The sequence below is a fragment of the Bacillus sp. AFS029533 genome, assembly GCF_002585125.1.
Taxonomy (GTDB): domain Bacteria; phylum Bacillota; class Bacilli; order Bacillales; family Bacillaceae_G; genus Gottfriedia; species Gottfriedia luciferensis_B.
This window is the reverse complement of the sequence record NZ_NUQC01000014.1, coordinates 1-26,805: the sequence shown is the minus strand read 5'-3', so window position 1 is coordinate 26,805 and position 26,805 is coordinate 1. Positions and strand designations below refer to the sequence as shown.

General features: G+C 32.0%; 30 protein-coding genes and 1 pseudogene. 23 read left to right on the top strand and 8 right to left on the bottom strand.

What is annotated here, in order from left to right:
* Window positions 1–298 precede the first annotated feature (298 nt).
* A complete protein-coding gene (gene yutH, locus COE53_RS07370; protein WP_069034993.1) occupies window positions 299–1,297 on the top strand; it encodes a spore coat putative kinase YutH in 999 nt (332 codons plus the stop codon).
* A 41-nt stretch (window positions 1,298–1,338) separates the two neighbouring features.
* Here yutH and COE53_RS07365 read toward each other — a convergent pair whose 3' ends face one another.
* Window positions 1,339–1,566 carry a NifU family protein gene (locus COE53_RS07365; RefSeq protein WP_025671774.1) on the bottom strand — a complete coding sequence of 76 codons (228 nt, stop codon included), beginning with the start codon at window positions 1,564–1,566 and terminating at the stop codon, window positions 1,339–1,341.
* Window positions 1,567–1,688: 122 nt separating this feature from the next.
* Here COE53_RS07365 and COE53_RS07360 point away from each other — a divergent pair, with 122 nt between their 5' ends.
* The 3 genes from COE53_RS07360 to COE53_RS07350 all read left to right on the top strand — a co-directional run bounded on the left by COE53_RS07360 (window position 1,689) and on the right by COE53_RS07350 (window position 4,053).
* Window positions 1,689–1,991, top strand: a complete 303-nt coding sequence (locus COE53_RS07360; protein WP_069034816.1) for a YuzD family protein — start codon at window positions 1,689–1,691, stop codon at window positions 1,989–1,991.
* 661 nt (window positions 1,992–2,652) lie between these two features.
* Window positions 2,653–3,072 (top strand): NfeD family protein, encoded by a 420-nt coding sequence (locus tag COE53_RS07355; protein ID WP_069034815.1) that lies wholly within the window; start codon window positions 2,653–2,655, stop codon window positions 3,070–3,072.
* Window positions 3,073–3,087: 15 nt separating this feature from the next.
* Complete coding sequence (locus COE53_RS07350) at window positions 3,088–4,053, top strand: SPFH domain-containing protein (protein ID WP_217493010.1); 966 nt, start codon at window positions 3,088–3,090, stop codon at window positions 4,051–4,053.
* 71 nt (window positions 4,054–4,124) lie between these two features.
* On the opposite strand, the gene COE53_RS07345 is transcribed toward COE53_RS07350, so the two are convergent.
* Window positions 4,125–5,192: an NAD(P)/FAD-dependent oxidoreductase gene (locus COE53_RS07345; protein ID WP_069034814.1), complete on the bottom strand. Its 1,068-nt coding sequence runs from the start codon at window positions 5,190–5,192 to the stop codon at window positions 4,125–4,127.
* A gap of 196 nt (window positions 5,193–5,388) precedes the next feature.
* Between COE53_RS07345 and COE53_RS07340 the strand changes: the two genes are divergently transcribed.
* The 3 genes from COE53_RS07340 to COE53_RS23890 all read left to right on the top strand — a co-directional run bounded on the left by COE53_RS07340 (window position 5,389) and on the right by COE53_RS23890 (window position 7,183).
* Complete coding sequence (locus tag COE53_RS07340) at window positions 5,389–5,625, top strand: YuzB family protein (protein ID WP_056468696.1); 237 nt, start codon at window positions 5,389–5,391, stop codon at window positions 5,623–5,625.
* Window positions 5,626–5,962: 337 nt separating this feature from the next.
* Window positions 5,963–6,829: a diaminopimelate epimerase gene (dapF, locus tag COE53_RS07335; protein WP_098947625.1), complete on the top strand. Its 867-nt coding sequence runs from the start codon at window positions 5,963–5,965 to the stop codon at window positions 6,827–6,829.
* A complete protein-coding gene (locus COE53_RS23890; RefSeq protein WP_069034812.1) occupies window positions 6,830–7,183 on the top strand; it encodes a HesB/IscA family protein in 354 nt (117 codons plus the stop codon).
* 379 nt (window positions 7,184–7,562) lie between these two features.
* Here the strand turns inward: COE53_RS23890 and COE53_RS07325 are convergent.
* Window positions 7,563–7,727: pseudogene (locus tag COE53_RS07325) on the bottom strand (ferredoxin--NADP(+) reductase); the annotation flags it as partial.
* A gap of 393 nt (window positions 7,728–8,120) precedes the next feature.
* Here COE53_RS07325 and COE53_RS07320 point away from each other — a divergent pair.
* From COE53_RS07320 to COE53_RS07290, 7 genes are all read left to right on the top strand, one after another.
* Window positions 8,121–9,338 carry an NAD(P)/FAD-dependent oxidoreductase gene (locus COE53_RS07320; protein WP_069034810.1) on the top strand — a complete coding sequence of 406 codons (1,218 nt, stop codon included), beginning with the start codon at window positions 8,121–8,123 and terminating at the stop codon, window positions 9,336–9,338.
* A 179-nt stretch (window positions 9,339–9,517) separates the two neighbouring features.
* Window positions 9,518–9,997, top strand: coding sequence for an NUDIX domain-containing protein (locus COE53_RS07315; protein WP_098947623.1), 480 nt, complete (start codon window positions 9,518–9,520; stop codon window positions 9,995–9,997).
* A gap of 94 nt (window positions 9,998–10,091) precedes the next feature.
* Entirely contained in the window at window positions 10,092–10,409 is a 318-nt protein-coding gene (locus tag COE53_RS07310; protein ID WP_056469021.1) for a YuiB family protein, read from the top strand.
* A 90-nt stretch (window positions 10,410–10,499) separates the two neighbouring features.
* On the top strand, window positions 10,500–11,147 hold the full coding sequence (locus tag COE53_RS07305) for a 3D domain-containing protein (RefSeq protein WP_069034807.1): 648 nt from the start codon (window positions 10,500–10,502) through the stop codon (window positions 11,145–11,147).
* Window positions 11,148–11,150: 3 nt separating this feature from the next.
* Window positions 11,151–11,612, top strand: coding sequence for an SRPBCC family protein (locus tag COE53_RS07300; protein ID WP_098947621.1), 462 nt, complete (start codon window positions 11,151–11,153; stop codon window positions 11,610–11,612).
* Between the two features lie 212 nt (window positions 11,613–11,824).
* Window positions 11,825–12,211 carry a PaaI family thioesterase gene (locus COE53_RS07295; RefSeq protein WP_025671788.1) on the top strand — a complete coding sequence of 129 codons (387 nt, stop codon included), beginning with the start codon at window positions 11,825–11,827 and terminating at the stop codon, window positions 12,209–12,211.
* A gap of 279 nt (window positions 12,212–12,490) precedes the next feature.
* Window positions 12,491–13,048, top strand: a complete 558-nt coding sequence (locus tag COE53_RS07290; protein ID WP_098947619.1) for a DUF5366 family protein — start codon at window positions 12,491–12,493, stop codon at window positions 13,046–13,048.
* A gap of 51 nt (window positions 13,049–13,099) precedes the next feature.
* On the opposite strand, the gene COE53_RS07285 is transcribed toward COE53_RS07290, so the two are convergent.
* Window positions 13,100–14,971: a transglycosylase domain-containing protein gene (locus COE53_RS07285; RefSeq protein ID WP_091023551.1), complete on the bottom strand. Its 1,872-nt coding sequence runs from the start codon at window positions 14,969–14,971 to the stop codon at window positions 13,100–13,102.
* Window positions 14,972–15,212: 241 nt separating this feature from the next.
* Between COE53_RS07285 and kapD the strand changes: the two genes are divergently transcribed.
* The 6 genes from kapD (at window position 15,213) to COE53_RS07255 (ending at window position 20,592) form a co-directional block, all read left to right on the top strand.
* Complete coding sequence (gene kapD, locus COE53_RS07280) at window positions 15,213–15,833, top strand: 3'-5' exonuclease KapD (RefSeq protein WP_069034803.1); 621 nt, start codon at window positions 15,213–15,215, stop codon at window positions 15,831–15,833.
* A gap of 450 nt (window positions 15,834–16,283) precedes the next feature.
* Window positions 16,284–16,466, top strand: a complete 183-nt coding sequence (locus tag COE53_RS07275; RefSeq protein WP_069034802.1) for a hypothetical protein — start codon at window positions 16,284–16,286, stop codon at window positions 16,464–16,466.
* A gap of 212 nt (window positions 16,467–16,678) precedes the next feature.
* Entirely contained in the window at window positions 16,679–17,425 is a 747-nt protein-coding gene (locus tag COE53_RS07270) for a FixH family protein (RefSeq protein WP_069034801.1), read from the top strand.
* A 110-nt stretch (window positions 17,426–17,535) separates the two neighbouring features.
* Complete coding sequence (locus tag COE53_RS07265; protein ID WP_069034800.1) at window positions 17,536–18,522, top strand: YncE family protein; 987 nt, start codon at window positions 17,536–17,538, stop codon at window positions 18,520–18,522.
* The gene (locus tag COE53_RS07260; RefSeq protein WP_069034799.1) at window positions 18,515–19,189 is read left to right on the top strand and encodes a response regulator transcription factor; all 675 of its coding nucleotides are present in this window, start codon (window positions 18,515–18,517) and stop codon (window positions 19,187–19,189) included. Before COE53_RS07265 ends, COE53_RS07260 begins: the two co-directional genes overlap by 8 nt.
* Window positions 19,186–20,592, top strand: a complete 1,407-nt coding sequence (locus COE53_RS07255) for a sensor histidine kinase (protein WP_286162544.1) — start codon at window positions 19,186–19,188, stop codon at window positions 20,590–20,592. The genes COE53_RS07260 and COE53_RS07255 overlap by 4 nt, the downstream gene beginning before the upstream one ends.
* Window positions 20,593–20,629: 37 nt before the next feature.
* Here COE53_RS07255 and COE53_RS07250 read toward each other — a convergent pair whose 3' ends face one another.
* Window positions 20,630–21,466 carry an alpha/beta fold hydrolase gene (locus COE53_RS07250; RefSeq protein ID WP_483295425.1) on the bottom strand — a complete coding sequence of 279 codons (837 nt, stop codon included), beginning with the start codon at window positions 21,464–21,466 and terminating at the stop codon, window positions 20,630–20,632.
* A 321-nt stretch (window positions 21,467–21,787) separates the two neighbouring features.
* On the opposite strand from COE53_RS07250, the gene COE53_RS07245 reads away from it, so the two are divergent.
* Window positions 21,788–22,174, top strand: coding sequence for a CvfD/Ygs/GSP13 family RNA-binding post-transcriptional regulator (locus COE53_RS07245; RefSeq protein WP_056468646.1), 387 nt, complete (start codon window positions 21,788–21,790; stop codon window positions 22,172–22,174).
* A 71-nt stretch (window positions 22,175–22,245) separates the two neighbouring features.
* Here the strand turns inward: COE53_RS07245 and COE53_RS07240 are convergent, their stop codons facing one another.
* Entirely contained in the window at window positions 22,246–22,479 is a 234-nt protein-coding gene (locus COE53_RS07240) for a DUF378 domain-containing protein (RefSeq protein WP_056468643.1), read from the bottom strand.
* A 202-nt stretch (window positions 22,480–22,681) separates the two neighbouring features.
* On the opposite strand from COE53_RS07240, the gene COE53_RS07235 reads away from it, so the two are divergent.
* Both COE53_RS07235 and COE53_RS07230 read left to right on the top strand, forming a co-directional pair.
* The gene (locus COE53_RS07235; RefSeq protein WP_069034797.1) at window positions 22,682–24,034 is read left to right on the top strand and encodes a glucose-6-phosphate isomerase; all 1,353 of its coding nucleotides are present in this window, start codon (window positions 22,682–22,684) and stop codon (window positions 24,032–24,034) included.
* 121 nt (window positions 24,035–24,155) lie between these two features.
* Entirely contained in the window at window positions 24,156–24,560 is a 405-nt protein-coding gene (locus COE53_RS07230; RefSeq protein WP_069034796.1) for a YugN family protein, read from the top strand.
* 233 nt (window positions 24,561–24,793) lie between these two features.
* Here the strand turns inward: COE53_RS07230 and COE53_RS07225 are convergent, their stop codons facing one another.
* Window positions 24,794–25,786 (bottom strand): potassium channel family protein, encoded by a 993-nt coding sequence (locus COE53_RS07225; RefSeq protein WP_180242398.1) that lies wholly within the window; start codon window positions 25,784–25,786, stop codon window positions 24,794–24,796.
* 63 nt (window positions 25,787–25,849) lie between these two features.
* Window positions 25,850–26,539, bottom strand: coding sequence for an MgtC/SapB family protein (locus COE53_RS07220; RefSeq protein ID WP_091023560.1), 690 nt, complete (start codon window positions 26,537–26,539; stop codon window positions 25,850–25,852).
* Window positions 26,540–26,805 lie beyond the last annotated feature (266 nt).

Sequence of the window (26,805 nt, the reverse complement as noted above, 5' to 3'; positions counted from 1 at the left end):
ACTTATGCCTTATCTGTTGAACCACTTTCCTACATATTTTTTGGTGATTAGCCTGCCCAAGTAAAAAAAAGCATAAAAAGCGACCTTTCATGGCCTTTGTCTTATGCTTGTCGGGGCTGACCAACTCGCTTCCACATTTCATATATACTACGTCATTCTCTCCCTTTTTGTGTATGGCCATTCGGGTTTTAGATAGAAAGTGAAAAAGTAGGGTACAGGTTTTTAGATTTGTGACATATATATTAATTAAGTAGGTATAAGAAGGATGTGAGTGATGATGTTTATTCGCAACCAAAACATCATTCAAGACATGTTTACTCATTATCAAATTCAACCAGCTGAATTACTTCAAGTACAGTCATATTACATGTTTTGGCAGCGGAATAGGGTGTATTTTCTTGCACCCATTGGAAATTTAAAAGAAGATGATTTGCAGGAAATGAAGAGTTTAAGTGATTTTATGAGCTCAACCGGAGATCAATCGGTCGCAACCTTTGTTCAAAATGTTCAAGGGTATTATGTGAGTAAGATTGATGGAAATAATTATTCTCTATTTAAAAGTAACAGACAAAATGAACGCAGTAATAATAACGGTGAAGAACTTGCGATTTTTCATTTAAGAGGAAAAAAATATTCAGATGAATTGAAAAGATTAAATAGAATCGGGAAATGGAAGAATTTATGGGAAAAACGTTTAGAGCAATTAGAACGATTTTGGCAAAGTAAAGTGAATAGTCACCCCGAAAATTTTTTCGAACAAATATTTATTGAATCTTTTCCTTATTATCTCGGAATGACTGAAAATGCGATTCAATATGTTGTAGATACTGAACTAGATGATACTCCTCAAGTTATTGATGCAGCAACAATCTGTCATCAAAAAATGACTGAACGAAGACAGAAAGAAATTCATTTTGCGAAAGTACCAATTGAATGGATTTACGATCATCCAAGCAGAGATCTTGCTGAATGGGTTAGGGATGAATATTTAGAGAATCCTGATAATTATCAAAAGAAAATCCTTTCATTTTTTTATGGTTATGAAAAGAAAAGTCCATTATCTACTTTTGCGTGGCGTTTATTATTTGCAAGGCTTCTTTTTCCCGTACACTATTTTGAAACAATTGAAGGATATTATTTGGCAAGGAGTGATGCGGATCGGAAAAGGTATGAGCGTAAATTAGTTAATTATCTTGAAAATACTAGTGAGTTTGAAGCTTTTTTAGGTGGATTTTATGATTTGATCGGACTACCAACTGCTAAGTTAGGGATTCGTGAAATTAAATGGCTAAAATAAAAGAGAGGGTTTAAACCCTCTCTTTTAGTATTGAAAATATATTAGAATACTTGCTCTACCTCAATTACACCAGGTACTTCTTCTAATAAAGCTCGCTCAATACCAGCTTTTAATGTAATAGTTGAACTTGGGCAGCTACCACATGCACCTAAAAGGCGAAGTTTAACAATACCATCCTCAATATCAACTAAATCAACGTCTCCACCATCACGTAGTAAAAACGGTCTTAATTTATCTAAAACTTCTTGTACTTGTTCTTTCATGTCCATTCATATCGACTCCTTTCACTAATTTTATTATAATCAGTTAAGAGGAAAAAATCTATTACAGAGTACTTTGTGTGTTTGAAATTATTTTTGGACACACCCTTATTGTATGCTAGGAGGAGAAAATGAGTAATAAAATTTTAGTGGAAGTTTTTGGAGCTGAAGTAATATGTGCAAGTTGTGTAGGAATGCCATCATCAATTGAAACTTTTGAATGGCTTCAAGCTGCACTTCAAAGAAAATATCCTGACTTAGCCTTTGATTTTCAATACATTGATATATTTAATGTAGAGAATAATGAAAAAGAAGATTTCGCTGAACGAGTTAGAAATGATGAATTTTTCTATCCGGTAGTATTAGTAAATGGAACTGTTGTTGGTGAAGGTAATCCAAAATTAAAAGATGTTTATAACGCTATTGAACTATAATGAATTAAAACCCTTTACAAAAATGTAAGGGGTTTTAAAAGTGTTGAAATATAAATGGTCAATAGGGAAACGGACATTAAATGAACATTTATTTAATGATGAAATTATCATTTTTGAGATGATCTATTAAGGTTTAAAATGTTAACATGGTTGAGTAATTCCATGATTCCAATAGTCACTAGTAATGATTTTTTTAGGAGTTAAAAATAATTTGGACTAATTTTTATAAAACAAATTCAGTTGTTTAGTTTAATTAATGTTCGAAAGTTATTGACCTACAAGCTGATTAATATAAAATAGTTGAGTTACTCTAGTAAAGGCAATCTGATTAGGATTTATTGCAGACTTTTTTCAATGAATAAGTTGATTGGAACGGAGGGGTGCTCGACTCCTATGNNTCCTTTTACGAAAATTTGGTAATTACAAGGTTGTTTTTCAACAATAATAAACCCCCTTACAAAAATGTAAGGGGGTTTATTGATTAAAAATTGTTTTTTATTGGCTTCTTATTGTAATTAACACTTTTCCAAAAAAATTAAAATGTTTTAATAAAATTCATTATTTTATGTAAAATGCAGAAGATTTACATGATAGAATAGAAGTGTAAAGACAAATAAATTACAATTTTTGGCATATATATAGGATTGGGAGGAGGGGTGGAATGGTTGCGATTAGTTTATTTGTAATTGGCGTTTTATTAATTATTATCGAAATGTTTTCGTTAACCTTTGTATTCTTATGGATTGGTATTGCGAGTATTCTAGCTTCAGTTGTAAATTATTTTACAGGATCAAACACCTTTACTTTTATCGTTTTTGTTATTAGTGCATTAATTTTGTGGCTTAGTACAAAGAAATTTGCAAAAAGAATCCACCAGCATAAAACGATAGAAAATGGAGTATATGCATTAGTTGGTAAAGAGGTCGTTGTAGCTTCTGTTGAAATAAATGATGATACAGTAGGCACGACTAAAGTTTATGGTGACGAATGGACAATCCGTTCTACAGAACCATTAATTTTAAATGAAAAGGTAATTGTAACAAAAATAGAAGGTGCAACTTTATACGTGAAAAATAACTAATTGAGGAGAAGTGCTATGTCTGATGTAGGTTCTATGGTTGGTCCGATTATTATTGGTATTATTGTTTTATTTGTTGTGTTACTTTTATTATCAAGTATCCGCATTGTTAGACAATCTGAAGTATATCTAGTAGAACGATTAGGGAAATTCCATCGAAAATTAGAGAGTGGAATCCACGTTGTAATGCCATTTGTTGAACGTGTAGCTAGTAAAAAAACATTGCGTGAGACTGTGGTAGATTTTCCACCACAATCGATGATTACAAAAGATAATGTTAGTATCCAAGTAGACTCAGTTGTCTTTTATCAAGTAACTGATGTTGTGCGTCATGAATACGAAATTGCTAATCCATTGTCTGCGATTTCCAATTTGACTGCTACTACTTTACGTAACTTAATAGGGGAATTAGATTTAGATGAAACTTTAACAAGTCGTGATACAGTTAATAATAAACTCCGTGCAATTCTTGACCAAGCAACTGATAAATGGGGAATGAAGGTTAATCGTGTAGAAATCCGAAATATTATTCCACCAATTGATATACAAAATGCGATGGAGAGACAAATGCAAGCAGAACGTACACGTCGTGAAAAAGTATTAAATGCACAAGGTGAAAAAGAATCAAAAATCCTGAAAGCAGAAGGAGAAAAGCAATCAAAAATTCTTGAAGCAGAAGGGGAACGTTTAAGCCAAGTTGAAAAAGCTCGTGGAGATAAAGATTCTCAAGTTTTACGCGCAGAAGGGGAAGCGGAAGCAATCATTAAACTTGCTGAAGCGAAAGCTAGAGGGGAACAACTTGTATTAGATGTTTGGAGAAATGCAGAGCCAACTAAAGAAATGGTTCAACTGCGTTCAATGGAAGCTTTAGAAAAAGTAGCATACGGTCATGCATCAAAACTTGTTATTCCGACAGACGCTACAAAGCTTTTAGGGATGGTTGAAAGTGTAAAAGAAGTTATTAAATCTGACAAAACAGAATAAAAAAAAGCCCCTTAGCAATTATGTAAGGGGCTTTTTAGCATATTAATATAACTAAAAAGATGTTTTGTTAATCAACCATTGTGGTATTTATACATCCATAAGATTCCAGACTTAATTAATCTTGGAACACGTCCGAGTAGTGGGCGCTCATTGAATAGTCCAAAACCATGTTTTTTACCTAGTGAGCCCATAATACCTTTTAATTTTATTTTAGGCATTACTTCTGGAAGGTCTTCACCTTTCCATTTTTTTTGTAAAACCATAACGATTTGTTCTGCTTGAGCTTCTGCTAGCTGTGCAGAAGGTGCATATGGTAATGATGCACAATCTCCCACTACATAAACATGCTCATCGTTTGGCATGTGATGATATTTCGTTACAACGATTCTTCCTGTATTGTCTTTTTCCACGTCTAAATTGCGGACAACTTCAACTGGTTGAATTCCCGCTGTCCATATTACAGCGTCACAATGAATTTCATCATCATGGTTAAATAAAGTATTTTTCTCAACTTTTGTAATGTTTGAATTGCTAACAATTTTTACATCGTGCTCAATAAACCAGTTTTGTACATAATAACTAAGTTTTTCTGGAAACATTGATAAAATTCGGCTTCCACGATCAAATAGTAAAATTTGTAAATCGCTTCTACTTTCTCTTAACTCACTAGCTACTTCTACACCACTTAAACCAGCACCTACAACACCGATTACTGAATTAGGAGGTAGACTGTTTACATTTTCATAAGCGTTTCTTGTTTTTTCAATTGTTTGAATACTATAAGTATGTTCCGGTGCACCAGGTACATTATGGTATTTATCCTCACAACCTAAACCGATAATTAAATCATCATAAGAAACTGATTTTCCATTGCTTAATTCTACTTTCTTGTTTGCCGTATCAATTGTGGTAATATCTCCATAAACAACCTTTAATTTCTCATGAGTTGGTAATGGTATTCTAATGTGTTGCTCTGGAACTGTACCTGCAACTAATGCATAATACTCAGTTTTAAAGCAATGAAAAGAATTTCGATCAATCAATGTGATATGAACATCCTCAGGTAAATCAGATGTTAATAGACGTGACAAAGCACGAATATTTCCATATCCGGCACCTAGTAATACGAGGTTTTTCATAGTTGATGTTCCCCTTTTGTTTTATTAGCGTTGAATGAAAAAATTTTTCTATTTTTCGACAATTATATTATATATATTTTATGTTAAAATAACAACGCCTAACTCAGTAAAATAAAGCTCATTCCATTTATTCTCAAAAGGATTGACGTTTTAAAAAAAAAAGAGTAACTTTATGAGGAGCAAGGAGTGAAAAATAGTGAGACCATTAGTCGAATTTTGTATAAAAAACCTAGCAGACGGTGCACAAAAAGCTTTAGAACAGCTTGAACGTGATCCAAATCTAGACATACTAGAATATGGCTGCCTTGGATATTGTGGAAAATGTAGTCTATCACTTTTTGCACTAGTTGAAGGGGAAGTAGTTACTGGAGAAACGGCAACCGAGCTAGTAGATAATATTTATATTTTCTTAGAAGAAAATATGTTAATATAAGAAGCACGCACTGTTAATAAATAACAGTGCTTTTTCTATTTTTCGAGCTATTTCAACAATATTTTAGTCTTCCTCAAAATCCGTTTTACATCCCTCAATCATACCCTTTTAAACATTTCAATCATACTATTCTTTCGTTAAATTACGTTAACCAATATTATTTTTATTACGTACACTATTTTTAATCTTTCGCAAAGTTAATGCAAAAAAAATGAGCATTCACTTAAGTGAAAGCTCTTAAAATGTTTCTATATCGAGAAACGGGGGATGTTCTTATTGTGCTCAATTCATTTAAATTTTATACTTGTATTAATAAAAAAAGTAAGGAGTCATGAAAATGAATTCTTTTCGTTATACAAAAATGCATGGATTAGGAAATAACTATATTTATGTAAATATGTTTGAAGAAAATTTAAGAGAAGAAGAGCTTTCTAAACTTGCAGTTGAAGTTTCAAATATTAATACAGGAATTGGTAGTGATGGAATGATATTAATCTGTCCATCAGAAGTTGCTGATGTAAAAATGCGAGTATTTAATAATGATGGGTCAGAAGCTAAAAATTGTGGTAATGGTCTAAGATGTGTAGCTAAATATTCATATGAACATGGAATTGCAAATAATACTTCATTTAAGATTGAAACGATCAGTACAATTGTTGAAGCAACAGTACATGTTGAAAACAATATTGTTAATCAAGTAACAGTAAATATGGGGAAACCAATATTCCGAAGATCACAAATCCCAATGATTGGTAATGATCAGGAATATGCTAAGGATAGAATTTTATTTGAAGAGAAAAGCTATGAATTTTCAGCAGTTTCGATGGGAAATCCACATGCTGTTTTTGAAGTAAGTGATATAAAAACAGCACCATTAACAACTTTAGGTCCAATTGTTGAAAAACATGATTTATTTCCTGAAAGCGTAAATGTTGAATTTATCGAATGTTTGCCGCATAATGAGATAAATTTCGTTGTATGGGAGCGAGGTTCTGGTGTAACGCAAGCATGTGGAACAGGAGCTTGTGCTGCAGCAGTCGCTATGATACAAGAAGGTAAATATAAACGAGATGAACCGATAACTGTTCACCTACAAGGTGGAGATTTACAAATTACTTGGTCTACTGATGGGGATGTATGGATGAAAGGCCCAGCAGTTACAATAACAGAAGGCATATACTATACTCAAAGAGGAGTGAAATAAATGATTACAGTTACTGAACAAGCAGGTTTAAAAATTAAAGAAATGATCGAAAACGAAGAAGATCAAAACACTTTTGTTCGCTTAGGAGTAAAGGGTGGAGGTTGCTCTGGACTTTCATATGGACTTGGTTTCGATCCACAAAAAAATGATGATGACACAGAATTAGAATATCATGGCATTAAATTTTTAGTTGATAATGAAAGTGCTCCTATTTTAAAAGGAGTTGTAATTGATTTCAAAGAGTCATTACTAGGCGGAGGATTTACAATCGATAATCCAAATGCAATCGCATCATGTGGATGTGGTTCTAGTTTTAGAACAGCTACGAATGCAGGTACACCTGAAGAGTGCTAATTCAGACTGCCAGCCAAACGCTTGCAATCAGTCTGAAAATCCATTTTTTAGTACTTTGTCTACACATGAATAGGATACTTTTGTATCCTATTTTTTCTATTATACAAACTAGGCAAAATTCTTAATTGTTAATATTTTTACAAATTCAGGGTAAATTATTGAATCTTTTTTGAAGTTGTGTACTATTATATAGTGTAGATAAAAATTTCAATTGGTTTTTTAAGAAGTTGGTTGTGAAATGGTTCACGAATCATACTGTACATTGTTCAATATATCACAAATAATATTAAAAAAGAATTGGAGTATTCCATTTAGTTTGTAATGATGGTTTTGAACATTATACAAAAGCTATTATCATCACTGCAGGAAATGGTGCATTCCAAAGTGCAGATAATTGATCACCAAGCTGTGGTAAGCTTTCAATGATTTTTAAACTTGCTTGTCGCATTCCACCATAAAAGGAAGTGAATAAACCAATTGGTCCTCCACCAATAATTGTAATATCATACACTTTTTCGTCTTTCATAAGGAATAGCCCCCTCATGTATAAATGCATGGCATCTATAATAGAATAATATCATATTTTATGCCGATAAAATTAAAATATGGCAGTTAAAACATTGTAGAAATTTTTCTAAAATATGAGGTGTGAATCAAAAAATAACCAATTTCACTTAATATTTCGAGAATTCTACCGATTAGATTTATGCTTGAAATCTTACAAAAAAAACTTTAATATTGTTATAGGCTAATTGTTAACATTTTGTGACAATTATTACGAAATATTTAGACAAATATCCCTATTTAATCGTTTGCTCACTTATGTACTGATTTTATAATGAATTAGATTGCTCACTATTGAGCTTAGTTATAAATTTAGAGATATTACGGCAAATTGTAGGTAATTAATATAATTTAAAAGGATGGTATGTATATCATGAATAAGCCTAAGATTGTAATCCTTGGAGCTGGGTACGGTGGAATTATTACTGCAACTCGACTTCAAAAAACATTATCTGCAAATGAAGCGGACATTACATTAGTAAATAAAAACAGCTACCACTACCAAGCAACATGGTTACATGAAAATGCAGCAGGTACATTACACCATGACCGTACACGACTTGATATTAAAGACGTGATTAATCAAGATAAAATTAACTTTATTCAAGATACTGTTACTCAAATCAAACCTGAAGAGAAGAAAGTATTTCTTTCTAACGGCGAATTAGACTATGATTATTTAGTAGTTGGACTTGGTTTTGAGTCAGAAACTTTCGGAATTAAAGGATTAAAAGAACATGCATTTTCAATTGCTAACATCAATGCTGCTCGTCAAATTCGTGAGCATATTGATTACAGCTTCTCTAAATACTACAACACTCCAGTTGAAAAGCGCGATGAGTTATTAACGATTATCGTTGGTGGTGCTGGATTTACTGGTATTGAATTTGTTGGTGAACTTGCAAACCGTGTTCCAGAATTATGCAAAGAGTATGATATCGATCGTGATTTAGTTCGTATTATTTGCGTAGAGGCTGCACCAATGGTATTACCAGGTTTTGATCCTGAATTAGTTGACTATGCGGTTTCTCAATTAGAGAAAAAAGGCGTAGAATTCAAAATTGGTACAGCTATTAAAGAATGTACTGAAGATGGAATCATCGTTGCTAAAGGTGATGTAGAAGAGAAAATCAACTCTGCAACAGTTGTTTGGGCTGCAGGTGTACGTGGAAATGCATTAGTAGAGCAATCTGGTTTTGAAGCGATGCGTGGACGTGTAAAAGTTACAAAAGATATGCGTGTTCCTGGAAATGACGATGTATTTATCGTTGGTGACTCTGCTTTATTAATTGACGAAGCAAGTAACCGTCCATACCCACCAACAGCACAAATTGCAATTCAACAAGGATTTAATGTTGCACACAACTTAGCAGTACTAGTTCGTGGAAAAGGTGAATTAGAAGAATTCACACCAGACATTAAAGGTACAGTATGTTCATTAGGACATGATGATGCAATTGGCGTAGTTTACGGTAAAAAATTAACTGGTTGGAAAGCTTCTTTTATGAAAAAAGTAATTGATAACCGTTATTTATTCGTACTTGGTGGACCAATGTTAGTTCTTAAAAAAGGTAAATTAAACTTACTATAAGCATATTAGCTCGACTTAAGTCGAGCTTTTTCTTTGTAAATTTTAAATTAGCAGAGGTGAAGAATTCTAGATGTAGTTGTCCATTTTAGGAATTAAGTATAAGTGTAACTACACCTCTATCTTCTCCTAAAAGCTCGCCAATAGACGAGTTTTCTTTATCGTAAAGGTGGTCATAATAGATGAGTAAAAGAAGCAATGTATGGCTAGGGGTAGCTGGTTTAGTGAAAGACTCTAACGGAAGATGGTTAGTTGTAAAGAAAAAATATAGTGGCTTAAAAGGTTTATGGTCTTTACCAGCAGGTTTTGTGAAACAAGATGAAACAGTTGACCAAGCAGTTTTAAGAGAGATTAAAGAGGAAACAGGCGTAAATGCAACTTTAATCGGTTTAATAGGTGTTAGGACTGGCGTTATTCGTGAAGAAATTAGTGATAATATGTTAATTTTCTTATTACAGGCAGATGATACAGCAATATCGATTCAAGAAGAAGAGTTATCAGATGCACGTTTTATTTCTGAAGAAGAGTTACTTAAGGATCCTACATCTTCATTATTAATCAAATACTTAATTGAAAATCCTCCGAATAAACCAATGAATGTGGTTAAAGGTTTAAACCCAGGAGATCAATTCCAATATACAACCTATCATTTTATTAAATGATTTTTCAATAATTTGAATTTTTTTAAAATTGACGATAGGACAAGAAGGTTTTACACTGTATATAGAAAAAATGTGGGGTGTTTTTTATATGGTGATGAGTATTCCAGTTTTACTTATTTCAATTTTGTTATTTTTCGTATTAGCTTTTGGAATCGGTTTCCTTGCAAATATGCTTTTTCGAACTACTTGGTTTATGGTAGTAATCTATCCACTATTAATCGTTATGATTGTGGACAAGATTAGTACGGTAAAATATTTTACTAATACTACTGTAGCTTTTGAGACATTAAAAACAAACTTAATGGCAGTAGGAACTGGTGATATTGTTATTTTAACAGCTGGTTTAGTAGGGGCAATTATGTCAGGAGTAGTAATCCTTTCATTAAGAAAAAATGGATATCAAATGTTCTAACTTCTAACTTTCTCAAGTATGAGAAAGTTTTTTTTATATTTTTTTTGTTTTAGGGAAAGATGAAAAGATGAAAAGGAGTGAAATGATTCATTGGGTATAAATAAAAAATTATTTAGACGTGTTATTTTATCTATTTTATTCATTATTGCTTTGTTTTCTTCTTTAAAAATCCTTGCAAATATTCAAGTGGCTACGATAAAAGGCTGGTTTAGTGATTCAATTGCAATAAATAAAGTATTTGCTGAAGAAAATAAAACGATCACAAATGAGAGCATAATGATTACGATGGCAAAAAACATCGAACATAATACGAATTGGAATAATTATAAAAAAGTAACAGTTACAGCAACTGGTTATACAGCCGGGAGAGAATCGACAGGGAAAAGTCCTAAAGACCATTCTTATGGCATTACTTATTCAGGTGTGGAAGTAAAGAGGGATTTATTTTCAACCATTGCAGCCGACTTAAACGTATTTCCGATAGGAACGGTATTATTTATTCCTGGGTATGGATATGGAGTGGTAGCAGATAAAGGTGCAGCAGTAAAAGGAAATCATTTGGATTTATATTTTCAAACTGTTGGAGATGTATTTGAGCATTGGGGAAAGAAGAAATTGGCTGTTTATATAATAAAGCAAGGGTCAGGAAGATTTACAGAATCGGATCTTAAAGAATTGAATGAACAAAACTCGTTACAAGTATTTAGACAGCAATCAAAGAATCAAATTGGAGAATAGATTATGGAAAAAATAAATTATAGCTTAACCATTAATGCACCAATTGAAGCTGTATTTGAAGTTGTTGATTCAGATGAGCATATAAAAAAGTGGATGGATGGTTTTATAGAGAATAAGTATGACGAAAATTTTAACAGAGAAAAACCAGTTGGTCATAAGTTTAAGCAAAAGTTAGAAGAAGATGGGGAAATTCGAGAATATGATGGCGAAATCATTTCTTATAGCCCGCCAAAAGAATTAGGTATTCGATTAAAGCATACTAATTTTACTGCCGATGCAGTCTATCGCTTTTTTTCTGTTGGATCAAATCAAACCCGGTTAGATTATGAATGTAGATTGGATATGTCTTCAGTAGTAGCTAAAATGACGGGCTTCATATTCAGTTGGTTCACAAAACGAATTGTAGTAAAACAAATGAGTAGTTTAAAAGAATATGCAGAAAAGCGATTTGATGGTGTACTATAAAAACATGCCCCTTGCATTTATAGCAAGGGGTTTACAACGTTAATAGGAAATTTATTTTGAATAAAAGGAAAATCTTTTCATTATCTCGAATTTAAAATAAGTAAAATTTTATAATAAAATAGAAATTGTTAAACATAATTTTTTGTTCAAACAAGAAAGACGAAACAGAGTTGTTTAAAGTGAGTAAGCTTTAATGGAGAGGTGGAGGCGTTATGGAAGAGAAAATGACCTTAATGCATGCATTAGGCATGACGATAGAGTCTGTTGAGGAAGGCAAAGTAGTGATGAAAATGGAGGTAACGGAAAAAGTACATCAACCGTTTGGTTATTTACATGGTGGTGCTTCAGTTGCTTTAGCTGAAACAGTTGCGAGTGTAGGAACGTTTTCGATGATTGATCAAGAGAATCAACTTGCTTTTGGCCTTGAAATAAACGCAAATCATTTACGTTCTGTTCGTGACGGTGTCGTAACAGCAATCGGAACTGCAGTACATACAGGTAAAACGACAATGGTTTGGGATATAAAAATTTACTCCGAGGATGAGCAGTTAGTTTGTATCTCAAGATGTACAGTCGCGATTAAAGATAAACGAAATTAACATAAAGAGCTGCTAAATTACAATTGTAATTTAGCAGTTTTTTTTTATGATCGAGGATATCAAACTAATGACACTTGGTAAATTGGTCAGTCAGGTTTCTTAAATATTAAAATGTAATTTAAAATGATTATTTCTAAAAAGAAAAAATAGAAACTCATCAATTTTATCTTAAACTTATGGTAAAATAATTAAGTTGTGTATATAAAATTTCGAAGATAAGTGAGACATCCACTATTTAAGGATTTAATTTCTTGAGATAGAGAAGAAAGGAGACATTCGATGAAAAATATATATTACACAGGCTTTAATGCACTTTTATCAATTATCATGTTTACGGTCGCCATTACATTAAACTTCTTTCAAATGACTATAAACTTTTTATCAGTATCTGGTATTCTACAACCACTTACAGATCTACTTCCAGAGAAGGAAATTAGAATCCTTACATTTCTAGGTATAGCATTTCTTTTCTATTTAGTTTTGAGTGGATTCAAATTAATTTCTGATATGATCTGGCAATTTGCGCTACTACTTTTCTCAAAGGACAATGAAGGAATAGACTTATTAGCAACTAAGAAATATTCTTTTGTCTTTTTAATTGGTGGATTAATTGCTATCTTTTTAAATAAATCTTTAGTGTATATTGCTATTAGTTTAATAGTATCAGTAATTGCATTTTTTATTTTATTTTTAATTAAGCAAAGATCTAACTATACAATTGTAGGGGTCATTGGTTTTATAATGATCCAATTAATCATTTGGGGATTAGTAGGAAGCGGAGTAGTATATGGCGCTTTTACAGTTCTAGCTAAATTTAAAACTTCAATGCCATTTTAAAAAAAGTAGCACTTTTGAGTATCTCAAAAGTGCTACTTTTTTGTTTATAGATTAATATAAATGGCCATTCACAACGATGTTTTGCCATATGCGTTGAGTAGGTGGATAAGAATAGTTTTTAGGAATTGGAATTCTTTGTTTATCATTACCAATCCACGTACCAATTGTATAGTTTGAAGTTAATCCCATGAACCATAGATTCGTATTATCGTTAGTTGTACCTGTTTTACCGCCAATATAGTTTAACGGCATATAGATATGTTTAGCAGTACCATCTTTTACTACAGAGTTTAACATGCTTCTCATAGTTTCGTTCGTTGATGGATTGTAAACACGAATTGCTTTAGGTTCATTATCGTATAATACGGTACCATCTCTTAACGTGATTTTTTTAATAGCGGTATTTTCATAGAATACTCCATTGTTTCCAAATGTAGAGTATGCATCTGTCATTTCTAATGGTGACATACCGACATTGAAGCCACCAAGAGCACGACCTAGCTCTACACGGTCTTCATTTGTAATCGTTCTAAACCCAAACTTATCTAAGTATGAATAACCTATACGTGGTGTAAGTTGCTCATATAATCGAACTGCAGCCGTATTAAATGAGTTTTGCATTGCAGTACGTATAGTTACATCCCCGTATTCTTTTTTACTATCATTTTTAGGACAGTACGTGCCTTTACAGTAGTTATCTGCGTTTACTTTTGTATCTGGTGTAGCACCAAAGGTTTCGATATATGGCGCATAAACTAGTAATGGTTTAATTGTTGAACCTGGCTGTCTATATGATTGGAATGCTCGATTTAGATTGTGAGGTTCATAGTTTCTTCCACCAGAAATTGCAATAATTTCATGTGTATCATTTCTTACTACAACTGCTGCGCCTTGTGTATTTGTTGAAATTGTTCCTCGATTAACTGCGTTAACTGTCGCTTGTTGTACTGATGGATTTAAGCTTGTATAGACTTTTAAGCCTTGATTTTGTAAATATAATGCTCTCTCTGGAACAGTTTTTAATTTTTTTAATTCAGTTTGTTGTGCTGCTGATAGCTTACTAGTATTAAATTTGCCTTTTTTACCAGCTAAAATACTCTTTAGCTCAGAATCTACGTAAGAATAGTAATCAGGATATTCCTGTGTTTTACTATCTTTCTTAAGCGTAATTTTTTCTTTCATAGCAGCAGTGTACTGTTGTTCAGTGATTTTTCCCTGATCTCTAAGTATACCTAAAATTCTTTCTTGACGCTTTTTAGCATTATTAAAGTTTTTCAAAGGATCATATAAAGTTGGGTTATTTGGAATTGTACAAACGAAAGCTGTTTGAGCAATACTCAAATCTTTTACCGATTTGCTAAAATATGCTTTACTTGCAGCTTCAATTCCATAGTTTCGATTGGCAAAATAAATTGTATTAATGTACATTTCTAAAATTTCATCTTTAGAATATTGCCTTTCAAGTTGCAAAGAGATTTGAATCTCTTTAATTTTACGTTCGACTGTACGTGCTTGAGTTAAATATAAGTTTCTTGCAAGTTGCTGTGTAATCGTACTAGCTCCCTGTTCTATTCCACTATTCGAAACATTCACCATAAATGCCCTAGCAACTCCAAATAAATCAATACCTTTATGTGAATAAAAATATCGATCTTCGGTAGAAATAAAGATATCTTTTACTAGTTGCGGAATATCACCGCTTTTTAAATTAATTCTATTATCACCAGAAGCAGGAATATAAAAAGGATTATTATTTCGATCATAAAAAACACTGTTCTGTGATAAAGAAACAACAGGCAGTTCTTCTACCTTCTTTTTGGGAATATGTTTTGAGGTCTCATATGCCATCATAGCTTGCTGAGATGTGAAATAAAAGACAAGAAAGCTTATTATAATAATAATAAATCCAATAATTTTTTTCATAATAGCCCTCTATATACTTTCTATTTTTTAATTCGTTTAAAGAATTAATTAAACGAACGATATTATTTTAACACGATTTTTCATCTTGATGGGTATCTTATGTTATTTTTTACACAAATTGGTTGTATTAATAAAATAAGGAATAAAGTAGAAAATAGGAAATTTGTCTTACTTGAATATTCGTTAATCATATAAGACAATAAGTAAAAATCAGAAAATTTATTTTTCTGGAGGTGAGGAAATGAAAGAGCAGTTCCTGTTTATTGATTTTGAATTTACAATGCCCGATGGAAAATCAAAAGGAATTAAATTTTTTCCGGAAATCATTGAAGTTGGTTTTGTAAGTGTCATTAATGATGAGATTAATCAAACATATTCTTCATTTGTTAAACCGCTGCAATTTCCAACGTTATCCTCAAGATGCAAAAGGTTTCTAAATATTTCTCAAGAAAATGTTGACCATGGAATACAGTTAAAAGAACTTGGAGAAATATTAAATGAAGCGACAAAAAACTATAGAACCACGGTAATTACTTGGGGCAACATGGATATGAGGGTATTAAAACATAATTGCGAGGCTGCGAATATATCATTCCCAATTCATGGGGAAGTAAGAGACTTATGTCTAGAGTATAAAACCTTCTTCGGTAACCAAAATCAAACTGGTCTTTGGAACGCAATGAAAGAGTATGGAAAAGATGGAACTGGAAATCACCACAAAGCACTAGACGATGCATTAACAACATATCATATTTATAAATTAGTAGAAAAAGATAAGCAATACATGAAAAAACCTGCACCAGCGACTTTAGGAGACTTAATTGATTTTTCATTACTAAAGAAAAGAATATCTTCATACTAAAAACCAATTGATTTTAAATCAGTTGGTTTTTATTTTTGTTAAAAGAGTAATTTTGTTTAATATCCAATCCATTTTTATAAGGGCAATAAGGGGATTGATTTAAATGTTTTAAATATTTTTGATGTGTAAGTCGTTGTTGATTTCACTAACTACTTGATTATGAAGAGCCATTCATTTGATTAATGATTAAAAATATTTTAAGAATAACTTTTTTAAAAGAATAAGTTGATTGGAACGAAAGGATGGTCGACTCCTGTGGGATGTGCGGGAAGGCTGAGACCCCACAGGAACGAACGTGACGAGGAGGCTCAGGTCTCGCCCCACGGAAAGCGACCATCCTGTAGTGGAAATCAACAAGAAACAACTTAATTAAAATCTTTGAACATTTCTTCATTTTACTTTGATTATCATAGAATACTTTGTATAATTGGCAGTGGGAGTGATGGGACTATGATGGAGTTTTTATATTTTCCTGAAGATAAAACAGAGTATATACCTGCCGTTATTTCATTAATCATTTTTATGATCGGTGCATTTATTACTTTTTATTTAATTAAAAAGGCATCGCTGAAAGAAGAAAAGCGTATAACAGAATTAATGGAATCAAAAGAAAAAAAATCATTACGTGAATAAAGTAATTCAAAATGGGGACTTACTAAGGAAGGTCTCTTTTTTTATTTACATCACATTTTTATCACATTTTTGTGATAGATTTATTTTTGTGAATTTATTAACTACATAGACTAACTAAAATCTGATCAACCAAGCGCTTTTTAAACATTAACTTTATCGATCTAAAATTTAAGATCTGTATAAATTTAGCAGAATCTTAGGAGGTAATACATATGAAAAAATTATTAAGTTTATTAATTGTAAGTATTATGATAACTGCAGGATGTTCTAATGAAAAGAAGAAGGAACCAGTAGTCGAAAAACCAGTTGATGTAAATATACTTCTGCCGACATCCGATATTAATTTAAATAAAGAAATTACAATACGGGCTGAAGTTAGTCAAAATAATAAAGCTGTTTCTGACGCTGATGAAGTTCAATTTGAAATTGGTAAAAATGGTGAAGATAGTATTGCCATGCTTGATGCAAAAAACGGTGCAGATGGTATTTATTCGGCTACATACAAATTTACTGATCCAGGAGATTATTATGTAATTGCACATGTCACTGCAAGGGATCAACATTCAATGCCTAAAAAAGATTTTAAAGTTCAAACTACTACCTCAACTAGCAATAGTAATGGTGAAAAGAGTGAGCATGAAACTCACAGTGGAGATGATCATCATGGCGATGTAATGATTCATTTAATGGGCACTGAAAATATAGATGTAAATAAAGAAAATCACTTTACGATTCATCTTATGACGAATGATGGAAAACCGCTTGAAAAAGCGAATGTGCGAATTGAAACATGGAAAGATGAGCAAGGCAAACATGACTATACTGATGCAAAAGAAGTTGCACCAGGTGAATATGATGTTAAGTATACCTTTAAAGAAAAAGGAACAAATACAGTAAAGGTTCATGTTGAAAAAGGGGAACTACATGACCATACTGAAAAAGAAGTCACAGTAAATTAAATAATAATGAAGGCTATCCGATCTTTGATGAATAGAAGGATAGCCTCTTTTATATAAAAGCTTGAAGTCAAGAGCTACTGACTGATATCGCTTTTATGGGGGTGAATATTTTGAGAAAGATTTCGATTTTCAGTACGATTTTACTTTTCTTATTTTGTACCGGCTGTGTGCCAAGTAATATGTCACATATTAAGGATTCGGAAAATGTCCTAATTTCAGTAAACAAAAAAGTGGGAAGTTTAACGTTCCTGAATTTAGATGATTTACATAAAGTAACAGATTGGAATTTAAATAGGGATGTAAGTGGAGCGGTATTATTACAAAACGGAGAAGATATTGCCGTATATCATCCAACAAATCCCAAAATAGATATTTATCATCTTTCAACAGGGGACCATGTCGATAGTTGGAATGCTGGTACTGGTATTACTAATATAATTTCTTTAAAAAGTAATCAGGTGATTGCTGTAACGAATGGAAAGAAGAATAACATTACATTTTTTAATCGTAAGGGTAAAGTTCTTAAAAAAATTAAAATAGGTAGAAATCCAATTTCGATGGTTGAAGATACGATTCATCATAAATTATATGTTAGTTTGTTTAACGAGAGAAAAGTGATTGGTATTAACTTGGATGGTTTTAAAATTGAACAAACGATCGAAGTGCCTTACACATCGGTAGGCTTACTATTAAACAAAGACTCATCTGAACTATTTGTTGGGGGACATGGAAATGGTGAAGTGGAAAATGAGAACGTAAAAGTTTATTCAACTATCACTGGTAAGCAACAAAAGACTCTTCATACGCCATTAATGCCTATTTCGTTTTTTCAAAATGAAGATGGATTATTTACAATCGCCCATGGAACAAATCAAATTTATAAGCTAAATCCGAATGTAGTTAATCAGACTAAGTTTATTGAAGTTGGATCGAATCCATATACGGCTATTGGTTTTAAACATACCGCATATGCAGCTAGCTATGATTTAAACAAGCTGTACCAAATAAATACGACAACGATGAAAATTGAAAAAGAAGTTGCAGTAGGAAGAGGACCTTTTCAATTATTGTTAAGAGAGGGTATTCGACATGATTGAAAGAAAGATATTAATTGTTGATGATGAACAAGAAATTTGTCAATTGGTTGGAATGTATTTAGAAAATAGTGGATATAGTTGGGATGGAGCAAATAATGGTGAGAGCGCATTATTAAAAATAAGTCAATCAAACTATGATTTATTAATTTTAGATATAATGATGCCGATAATGGATGGATGGACCCTTTGTAAAAAGATTAGGGAAACATCAAATGTACCAGTGATTTTCTTAACAGCAAAAGGTGAAGAGTGGGATAAGGTAAATGGATTAAAAATGGGAGCGGATGATTATATCGTAAAACCATTTAGTCCAGGAGAATTAATTGCAAGGGTAGATGCAGTTTTAAGAAGAACGAAAAACACGGATGCTACCGTTTTACAGATAGGCAAAATCAAAATAAATGAAAAGTCTAGGAATGCTTTTGTATCGGATAAACCTTTATCGCTTACTTTAAAAGAATATGATTTGCTTCTCTTCTTTTGTAAGCACCAAGACCACGTTTTTAGCCGCGAACAAATTTTAGAAAAGGTTTGGGGTTTTGATTATTTTGGTACAGCTAGAACAGTCGATACACATATAAAAACATTAAGAATTAAATTAGGACAGGATGCAGATTATATTTCTACGGTTTGGGGTGTAGGATATAAATTCGGGATAAACGGATGAGGAAATTACTCTATTCGTTATCGTTTTTACAAAAGCTTTGGTTAACGATTTGTTTAATCGTAATCTGTACAACAATCTTTTTCTTTTTAATGTTTCAGTTTGCATATAAGCAATTATATGTTTCGTATGTTCGTTCCACTTTAATCCAAGAAGGTACAAGTTTAGTAAAACATTATCATAAAACGAATAATGTTAATGACTTTTCAGAATTTGTTTCAAAATTTGATGCTGTTTCAAATGCTAATGTTTTATTTATTAGCAATCCAAGAGATTTAAGTGCATGTATCCCCTATAATGTAAGCCACGAATCTTTCATTACTGAAGACGATCGTGAAACTTTATTAAAAGGAAAAGTGATTACGAAGACAGGATTTGAAAAAAGATTTAAGCATCAAATAATCGGAGTTGTTGTTCCGGTTGTAAAAAAAGAAAAACTAGAAGGGATTATATACTTACACTTACCTTTAAGGAGTGTTACTGAATTAATCCAACAATCAAAATGGATCTTTACGATTAGTACATTGTTATTTGCCTTCATTATTCTTTTAATTGGCAGAAGTATAATAAAACAAATGATTAAGCCTTTATCAAGAATGGAGCAAATATCTTATAAAATGGCAAATGGTGATTACACCGAACGGATCCACTACAATAGTGGTGATGAAATAGGAAAACTAGCTACTGCGTTTAACTCAATGTCTGATTCTTTACAAAAAGAAGATGAAAATAGAAAAGAGTTTTTAGCCAATGTTTCTCATGAATTAAGAACACCGTTAAGTTATGTTAAAGGATATAGTGAAGCAATACTAGATGGTGTAATAAAACAAGAACAACAACTAAAATATGTTGGTATCATTCAGAAAGAGGCTAGTCGGATGCAAAGATTAGTTAGAGATTTACTTGACTTGGCTACATTAGATGGCCAGCAATTTCCACTTAGTCAAGAACCTAACGTAATTGCTCAGTTAATTGAAGATACAATCGAAACATATTCTCAAATCCTCATTAAACGTAATATTAAAATTCAAAAGAATTTAGATGAGACGATTATCGCAAATGTTGACCCAGACCGTTTTCAACAGGTAATCCACAATTTACTTGATAACTCAATTCGTTATACACCTACAGGTAAAACGATTTATATTTCACTATTTCAAGATAAACAAGTCACGTTGGAAATTTTAGATGAAGGAAAGGGAATTCCGTCTGAAGAGATTCCGCATTTAGGAGAAAGGTTTTACCGAGTAGATAAAGCAAGATCTAGAAACGAAGGTGGAACCGGATTAGGACTTGCTATTGTAAAGCATATTATTGACCAACACAAAGGTAAGATAAAATTTGTGAATATAGATGGTAAAGGATTGAAGGTTATTATTACTTTGCCGATATTTGAAATAGAATAAATGTGAAAAAGAGTCCCAATTTTGAGGACTCTTTTTCTTATACAAAATTTGATATCCGTTCATAAATATGTTCAGGAATTTCTTCAGGAATTAAATGTCCTGCTTCAGGATAAGTATATAAAGTTGAATACCTTAAATCGCGATGCAATCTTTCTCCTACTTCTAATGGAACTACTTTATCTTTTTCACCCCAAATTAATAATGTAGGTACAGATATATTTTGTAAATCTTCAGGACTTAAATCACCCTCTCGATCACGAATCATCTTTGTTAATGCTCTAAAAATCTCATCTTGCAAAAAAGGTTCCTTGTATCCGTTTATCATCTCATCATCAATTAACTTCTGATTATGAACAACTGAAATGAGTGAGTTCATAATACCTTGTTTAGCTAAATGCCTTTTAATATATAGATAGAAAAAAGGAAAATAAGATGAAATTATTAAATGTGGATTTGCCCTTCCTAAATAACCTGAACTACATAATAAAATCACTTTTTTTACAAGCTCCGGTTCTTTTTTTGTTACATATAAAGCAATTTGCCCGCCCATAGAATGTCCGACTAAATAAATGTTTTGCAAATTTAAATGATTTACAAGAGAGATAACGACGTTTGCAAAGTTATCATACGAATATTTAAAATTTAAATGTTTTCCACTTTTACCAAATGGGGGTAGGTCAATTACGACAACAACATGATCTTTTGAGATATAAGGGATTAGTCTTCGGAAACTGAAGCAAGATGATAAAAAACCGTGAATTAATACAAATACTTTTGAATCTTGCTTATTGCTATTATGGTATCCGTAAAGTTCATAATATACATCAAGTCCAGAAACCTTATATGTTGACTGCATTGTTCCAGAATGATTCATCATCCAAACTCTCCTTCTTATTTTTTGGATTATTATGTCCAAACGGAAGGAATACATGCTTTATCTAGTAATGCCCTGTATGTCACCATATGATATGCAAATTGCTAAAATACTTTTAAATTATAAGTTTTTCGTCAATTCTAATAGAGACAAGTATTTATTTAAAATAATTGAAATAGCCCAACCTTTAAAGTGACTATAATAAGTAAAAGGATTTTAGAAAAGAAGTGCCATTTATGAGTAGTAAGCAAACTTTAAAAGTTGGTCTGTGTGTGCTAAAATTTATTTAGTGGAATTGAACGAAAATTAGGAGTGTTTTGAATGGCACAAAACTACAATATTGGAAAAGTTTACACTGGTAAAGTAACAGGGATTCAAACGTATGGTGCCTTTATTTCACTTGATCACCAAACACAAGGACTAGTACATATTTCCGAAATTATTAATGGATATGTTCGCGATATTCGAGACTATATTTCTGTTGGGCAATTAGTAAATGTACGTGTACTGTCTATTGATGAGATGACAGGAAAAATAAGTTTGTCTTTAAAAGGAGCAAGTATCGATCAAGGATTTAATGGTGACGAGAACTTAAAACATGCAGCTAGACTATTAAGAGAGCTTAAACCAGATGGATTTAGCACCCTGCATAAAAAATTAAATGAATGGCTTCGCGTTGAGATGAAGAAAGAAAATATGACGAATTAAAAAGGAAGGGAATTTACCCTTCCTTTTTAATTCTTAGAAAAGTATAGATAAGAGACTAATTTCGTCTACAATTATCTTACTTCATTTGTTTCAGGATGTGTTCCTAGCTCTTCTGAAGGTTTAAATAATAAGCCAAGGTTAATTAATCCTGAAATACCAACGATACCATAAATAATTCGAGCAAAAGCAGAATCTGCACCACCAAAAATTGCTGCAACTAAATCAAATTGAAAAAATCCAATTAAGCCCCAGTTTATAGCCCCAATGATTGTAAAAATAAGTGCAATACGTTGTAATGTACTCATATAGGTTAACCTCCTTTTTATGACCTTCTAACATAGCTTTCCTCATTTATTTTTGTTTATGTACTCAAAAAAAATTATAAGAAGAAATGTCTTTAAATTTTTTGTTAATTTTTTCACATAAATATAATTGCATTTACTTGCTTTCAATTATTTAATTAGGTACATTGTAAAGGTATTACAACTATTTAAGGAGGTTTGAAGTATGACTTCTCATATTAAATTTGACTATTCAAAAGCAAAAATGTTTTTTCAAGATCATGAAATATCTTATTTAAGGGATGCAGTGAAATTATTTCACCATACAATTCATGAAAAAACAGGAGCAGGTAGCGACTTTCTAGGATGGGTAGAGTTACCTAATGACTATGACAAAGAAGAATTTTCTCGAATTCAAAAAGCAGCAGAGAAAATTAAATCAGATTCAGACGTTCTTTTAGTAATTGGTATCGGTGGATCTTATTTAGGTGCACGTGCTGCAATTGAAATGTTACAACATTCATTTTTTAATATCGCTTCTAAAGAAGAAAGAAAAGCACCTCAAGTTTTCTTCGTAGGAAATAATATTAGTTCTACATATATGCATGATTTAACTCAAGTTTTAAAGGATAAGGATTTTTCTATTAATGTTATCTCAAAATCTGGGACAACAACTGAACCAGCTATTGCATTCCGTATTTTTAGAAAACTGTTAGAGGAAAAATATGGTGCTGAAGAAGCTAAACATCGTATTTACGCTACAACTGATAAAGCACGTGGGGCATTAAAAACTGTTGCTGATGAAAAGGGTTATGAAACATTTGTTATTCCTGACGATGTAGGTGGACGTTATTCAGTATTAACTGCAGTAGGTTTATTACCTATTGCTGCAGCGGGTATTGATATTGAACAAATGATGAAGGGTGCACAAGATGCATATAAAGAATATAACTCTTCAGAATTAGAAGATAATCAAGCATATCAATATGCAGTTGTTCGAAATGTTTTATACAACAAAGGTAAAACAATCGAGATGCTTGTTAACTATGAGCCATCATTACAATATTTTGGAGAATGGTGGAAGCAATTATTTGGAGAGAGTGAAGGGAAAGACCAAAAAGGTATCTATCCATCTTCAGCAAACTTCTCAACGGATTTACATTCTCTTGGACAATATGTACAAGAAGGTCGACGTGATCTATTTGAAACAGTTTTATCTGTTGAAAATCCTCGCCATGAATTAACAATTGAACTTGAGGATAACGACTCTGACGGATTAAATTATCTTGCTGGTAAAACTGTAGATTTTGTTAATAAAAAAGCTTTTGAAGGTACGATCTTAGCTCATGCTGACGGTGGAGTACCAAATCTAATTGTTTCTTTACCAAAATTAGATGAGTATACTTTCGGTTATACAGTATACTTCTTTGAATTAGCTTGTGCGATGAGTGGATATTTACTTGGAGTAAATCCGTTTGATCAACCAGGTGTCGAAGCATACAAGAAGAACATGTTTGCATTATTAGGTAAACCAGGATTTGAAGAACTAAAAATGCAATTAGAAGAACGATTAAAATAATATTATGACTAAAAGACCGTTGTTAAAAATGACTTTAACAACGGTTTTTTTTTGAAATTAAAATTAAAATTCATGTTTTTACTTAATAAGAAAATACTATTGAAAAAAGGAGGAGAAAAGCATGTATCCTTTAAAATCAAAATTAGAGAATGCAATATTTCCGCTTAATGACATTGAGGGGAAATTAAAAAATCATGGATTTGTAATTGGAGCAAACTGGGAATATGATCATGGGAGTTTTGACTTATTAATGCAGGATGATGACGGGTATCAATATTTAAGATTACCTTTTAATGTTACTTCAGGTTCATTAGATATGAATGGGGCTGTTATACAATTTGAGACTCCCTTTTTATTAACTCATATTTATAATGAGGGGCTAGATGATAATGTTGGTTTAGAGGGGAATTTAACTGGATCATTAAACCAGTTCCAAGAACCAATTGAAAAAGATGGAAAAGTTCCTAGAAAATATCAAATAAAAGGGTTTGAAATTCTTAAGAGAATTGAGGACGAACTTTTATAAAAAAAGAGCCAAACCTTTTGGATTGGCTCTTTTAGACTGCCCGCCAAACGCTCGCTTTCTTCGTTGCTTCGCCTGTCTGCGGTGCTCATTACCGTTTTAGGTAACTCCGCTCCTCACCAGGCTTCGCGCCTCGAAAGACAAGCGCTTGCAATCAGTCTGAAAATCAAGTTTTAGAATTTGTCTATCAAAAAAGAGCCAAACCTTTTGGATTGGCTCTTTTTTGATAGCAATTGTTAAGTAAGTAAGATCAGAAAATCATCTTTTGTAATTTTAATACTTTTATCGGGTCTGATGATTGTTTGTTTATCACGAATGATTCCAATAATCATTTTATCATTGTTTAATTCTTCAACAACAATATCAAAATAAAATTTTCCAATCATTTTTTGTTCAACTTCCAATATTTTCACTGTAAAGTTTTCTAGTTGATTTGTTAACTTAAGCACTACATCTGAATATCCTCTATGCATAATCGAACCTGACATGACAAAGGAAGTTAACAAATGCGCTTCAATTAATTCATTCGCGCCAGCTCGATTTGCGTTAATGACTTGATTTTTGGTTAAGATTTCTGCGATACAGTTAATTGACTGATTAAGACCTTTTGTAGCGATGATTGTTAAAATTGTTTGCATATCGGCATCTTGCTCATTTTTATTTTGATCAGCTGTAATTAAGATTGTATTGGCAAATTTTATATTTGCTCTTTCTAGTACTGAGTCATTGGAGGCAGAGCCTTTTACAAAGTGTACCTTTTCTAAATCAGGTGGTAATAGCTCTAAACTTTCATCAATTAATACAATATAGACCTGGTTTGAAGATGCACGTAGTTGTTTAATTACATTTTTAACTCGTTCATTCCAACCTACTATTATAATATGGTTCTTTTTCGTAAATGTAAGTGCACCTCTAAAATCCGCGTCTTGATTCCTAAATGTTTGTGCTGTAAATGAAATCATATAATAAGAACCAAATCCAGTACCTAGTAAAATTAATATAACTGCAAAAAAACGTCCAACTGGAGATAGGGGTACGTAATCACCGTAACCTACTGTAAATGTAGTTACTATTGACCACCACATGCCGTCCCAAACAGTTGGAAAAGTAAATGGCTCAGCGAAATGGATGATTGATCCGAAAATAGCAATCAACGATAATAGAATTAACGTAATTTTAAATAGTGTATAGGATTTAAAATAGATTGGTTGGTTACGAAATACTTTCAAGCTTATACCTCCATCGCAATTTCGTAACACTTATTTTTACCAATAAGTAATAACTTATCACTACTATATACTTTCTATCTCAATTCCACGGATGTTTTCTATTTGTTCAATATCATAATAAATTTCTGTCGTTCTTCGTTTATTAAACACTAATAATTTCATTTGGACATAATGTTCATCATTATTTAATCCTTTTATTTTAATGTTTTTAACTGTAATATCCTGAGCGGTAATTTGATCAATGACAATATTTATATTTTCTCTTCCTATTACTGTTAGCTTTAAACTTATATCTCTTTCTTTTAATCTTTTAGGACCAAGCTTGTTAATTAAGTAAGGAATTAATTCTACACTTATTATTAATAAACCTACACCTGCTAAAGCCTCGGCGTAAAAGCCAGCCCCAACAATTATTCCGATACCCGATGCGCCCCAAATCATAGCAGCTGTTGTTAACCCGGCTATTGTATCATTACCTCTTCGAAGAATTACACCAGCTCCAACGAAACCGATTCCTGATACTATTTGAGCCGGTAATCGTAACGGGTCCATTGTTATATTTAAATAATCACTTCCATGAAATGAAAAGGCAGAACTAATAGAAACAATTGTTAATAGGCAACTCATTATTGAAATAACAAGGCATGTCTTTAATCCAAGAGGTTTTCTTTTTAACTCTCTTTCTAAACCGATAACGGAACCTAACATTGCTGATACTAGTAATTTTATGAGGATATCTGGTTGTAGATCCATTTTCTAAACCCCTTTTCTATATAGTTTATTGCTAATTCGACATTACGTATTACACTTCCTTCGTACTATTTATAATTTTTTTATCATTTATAAAAAAAAATGAAAAAAAGGGCTTGTCATAACCTAATTAGGATGTTATATTTATATACGTCGCCAAGATGGTTCGACAAAAAACGAAATGAAGTAATAAAAAATAAAAAAAATGTTGACTCGCTTTCTAAGAGATGTTAATATGAAAAAGTCGCAAATGACGCGACAAAGTGAAC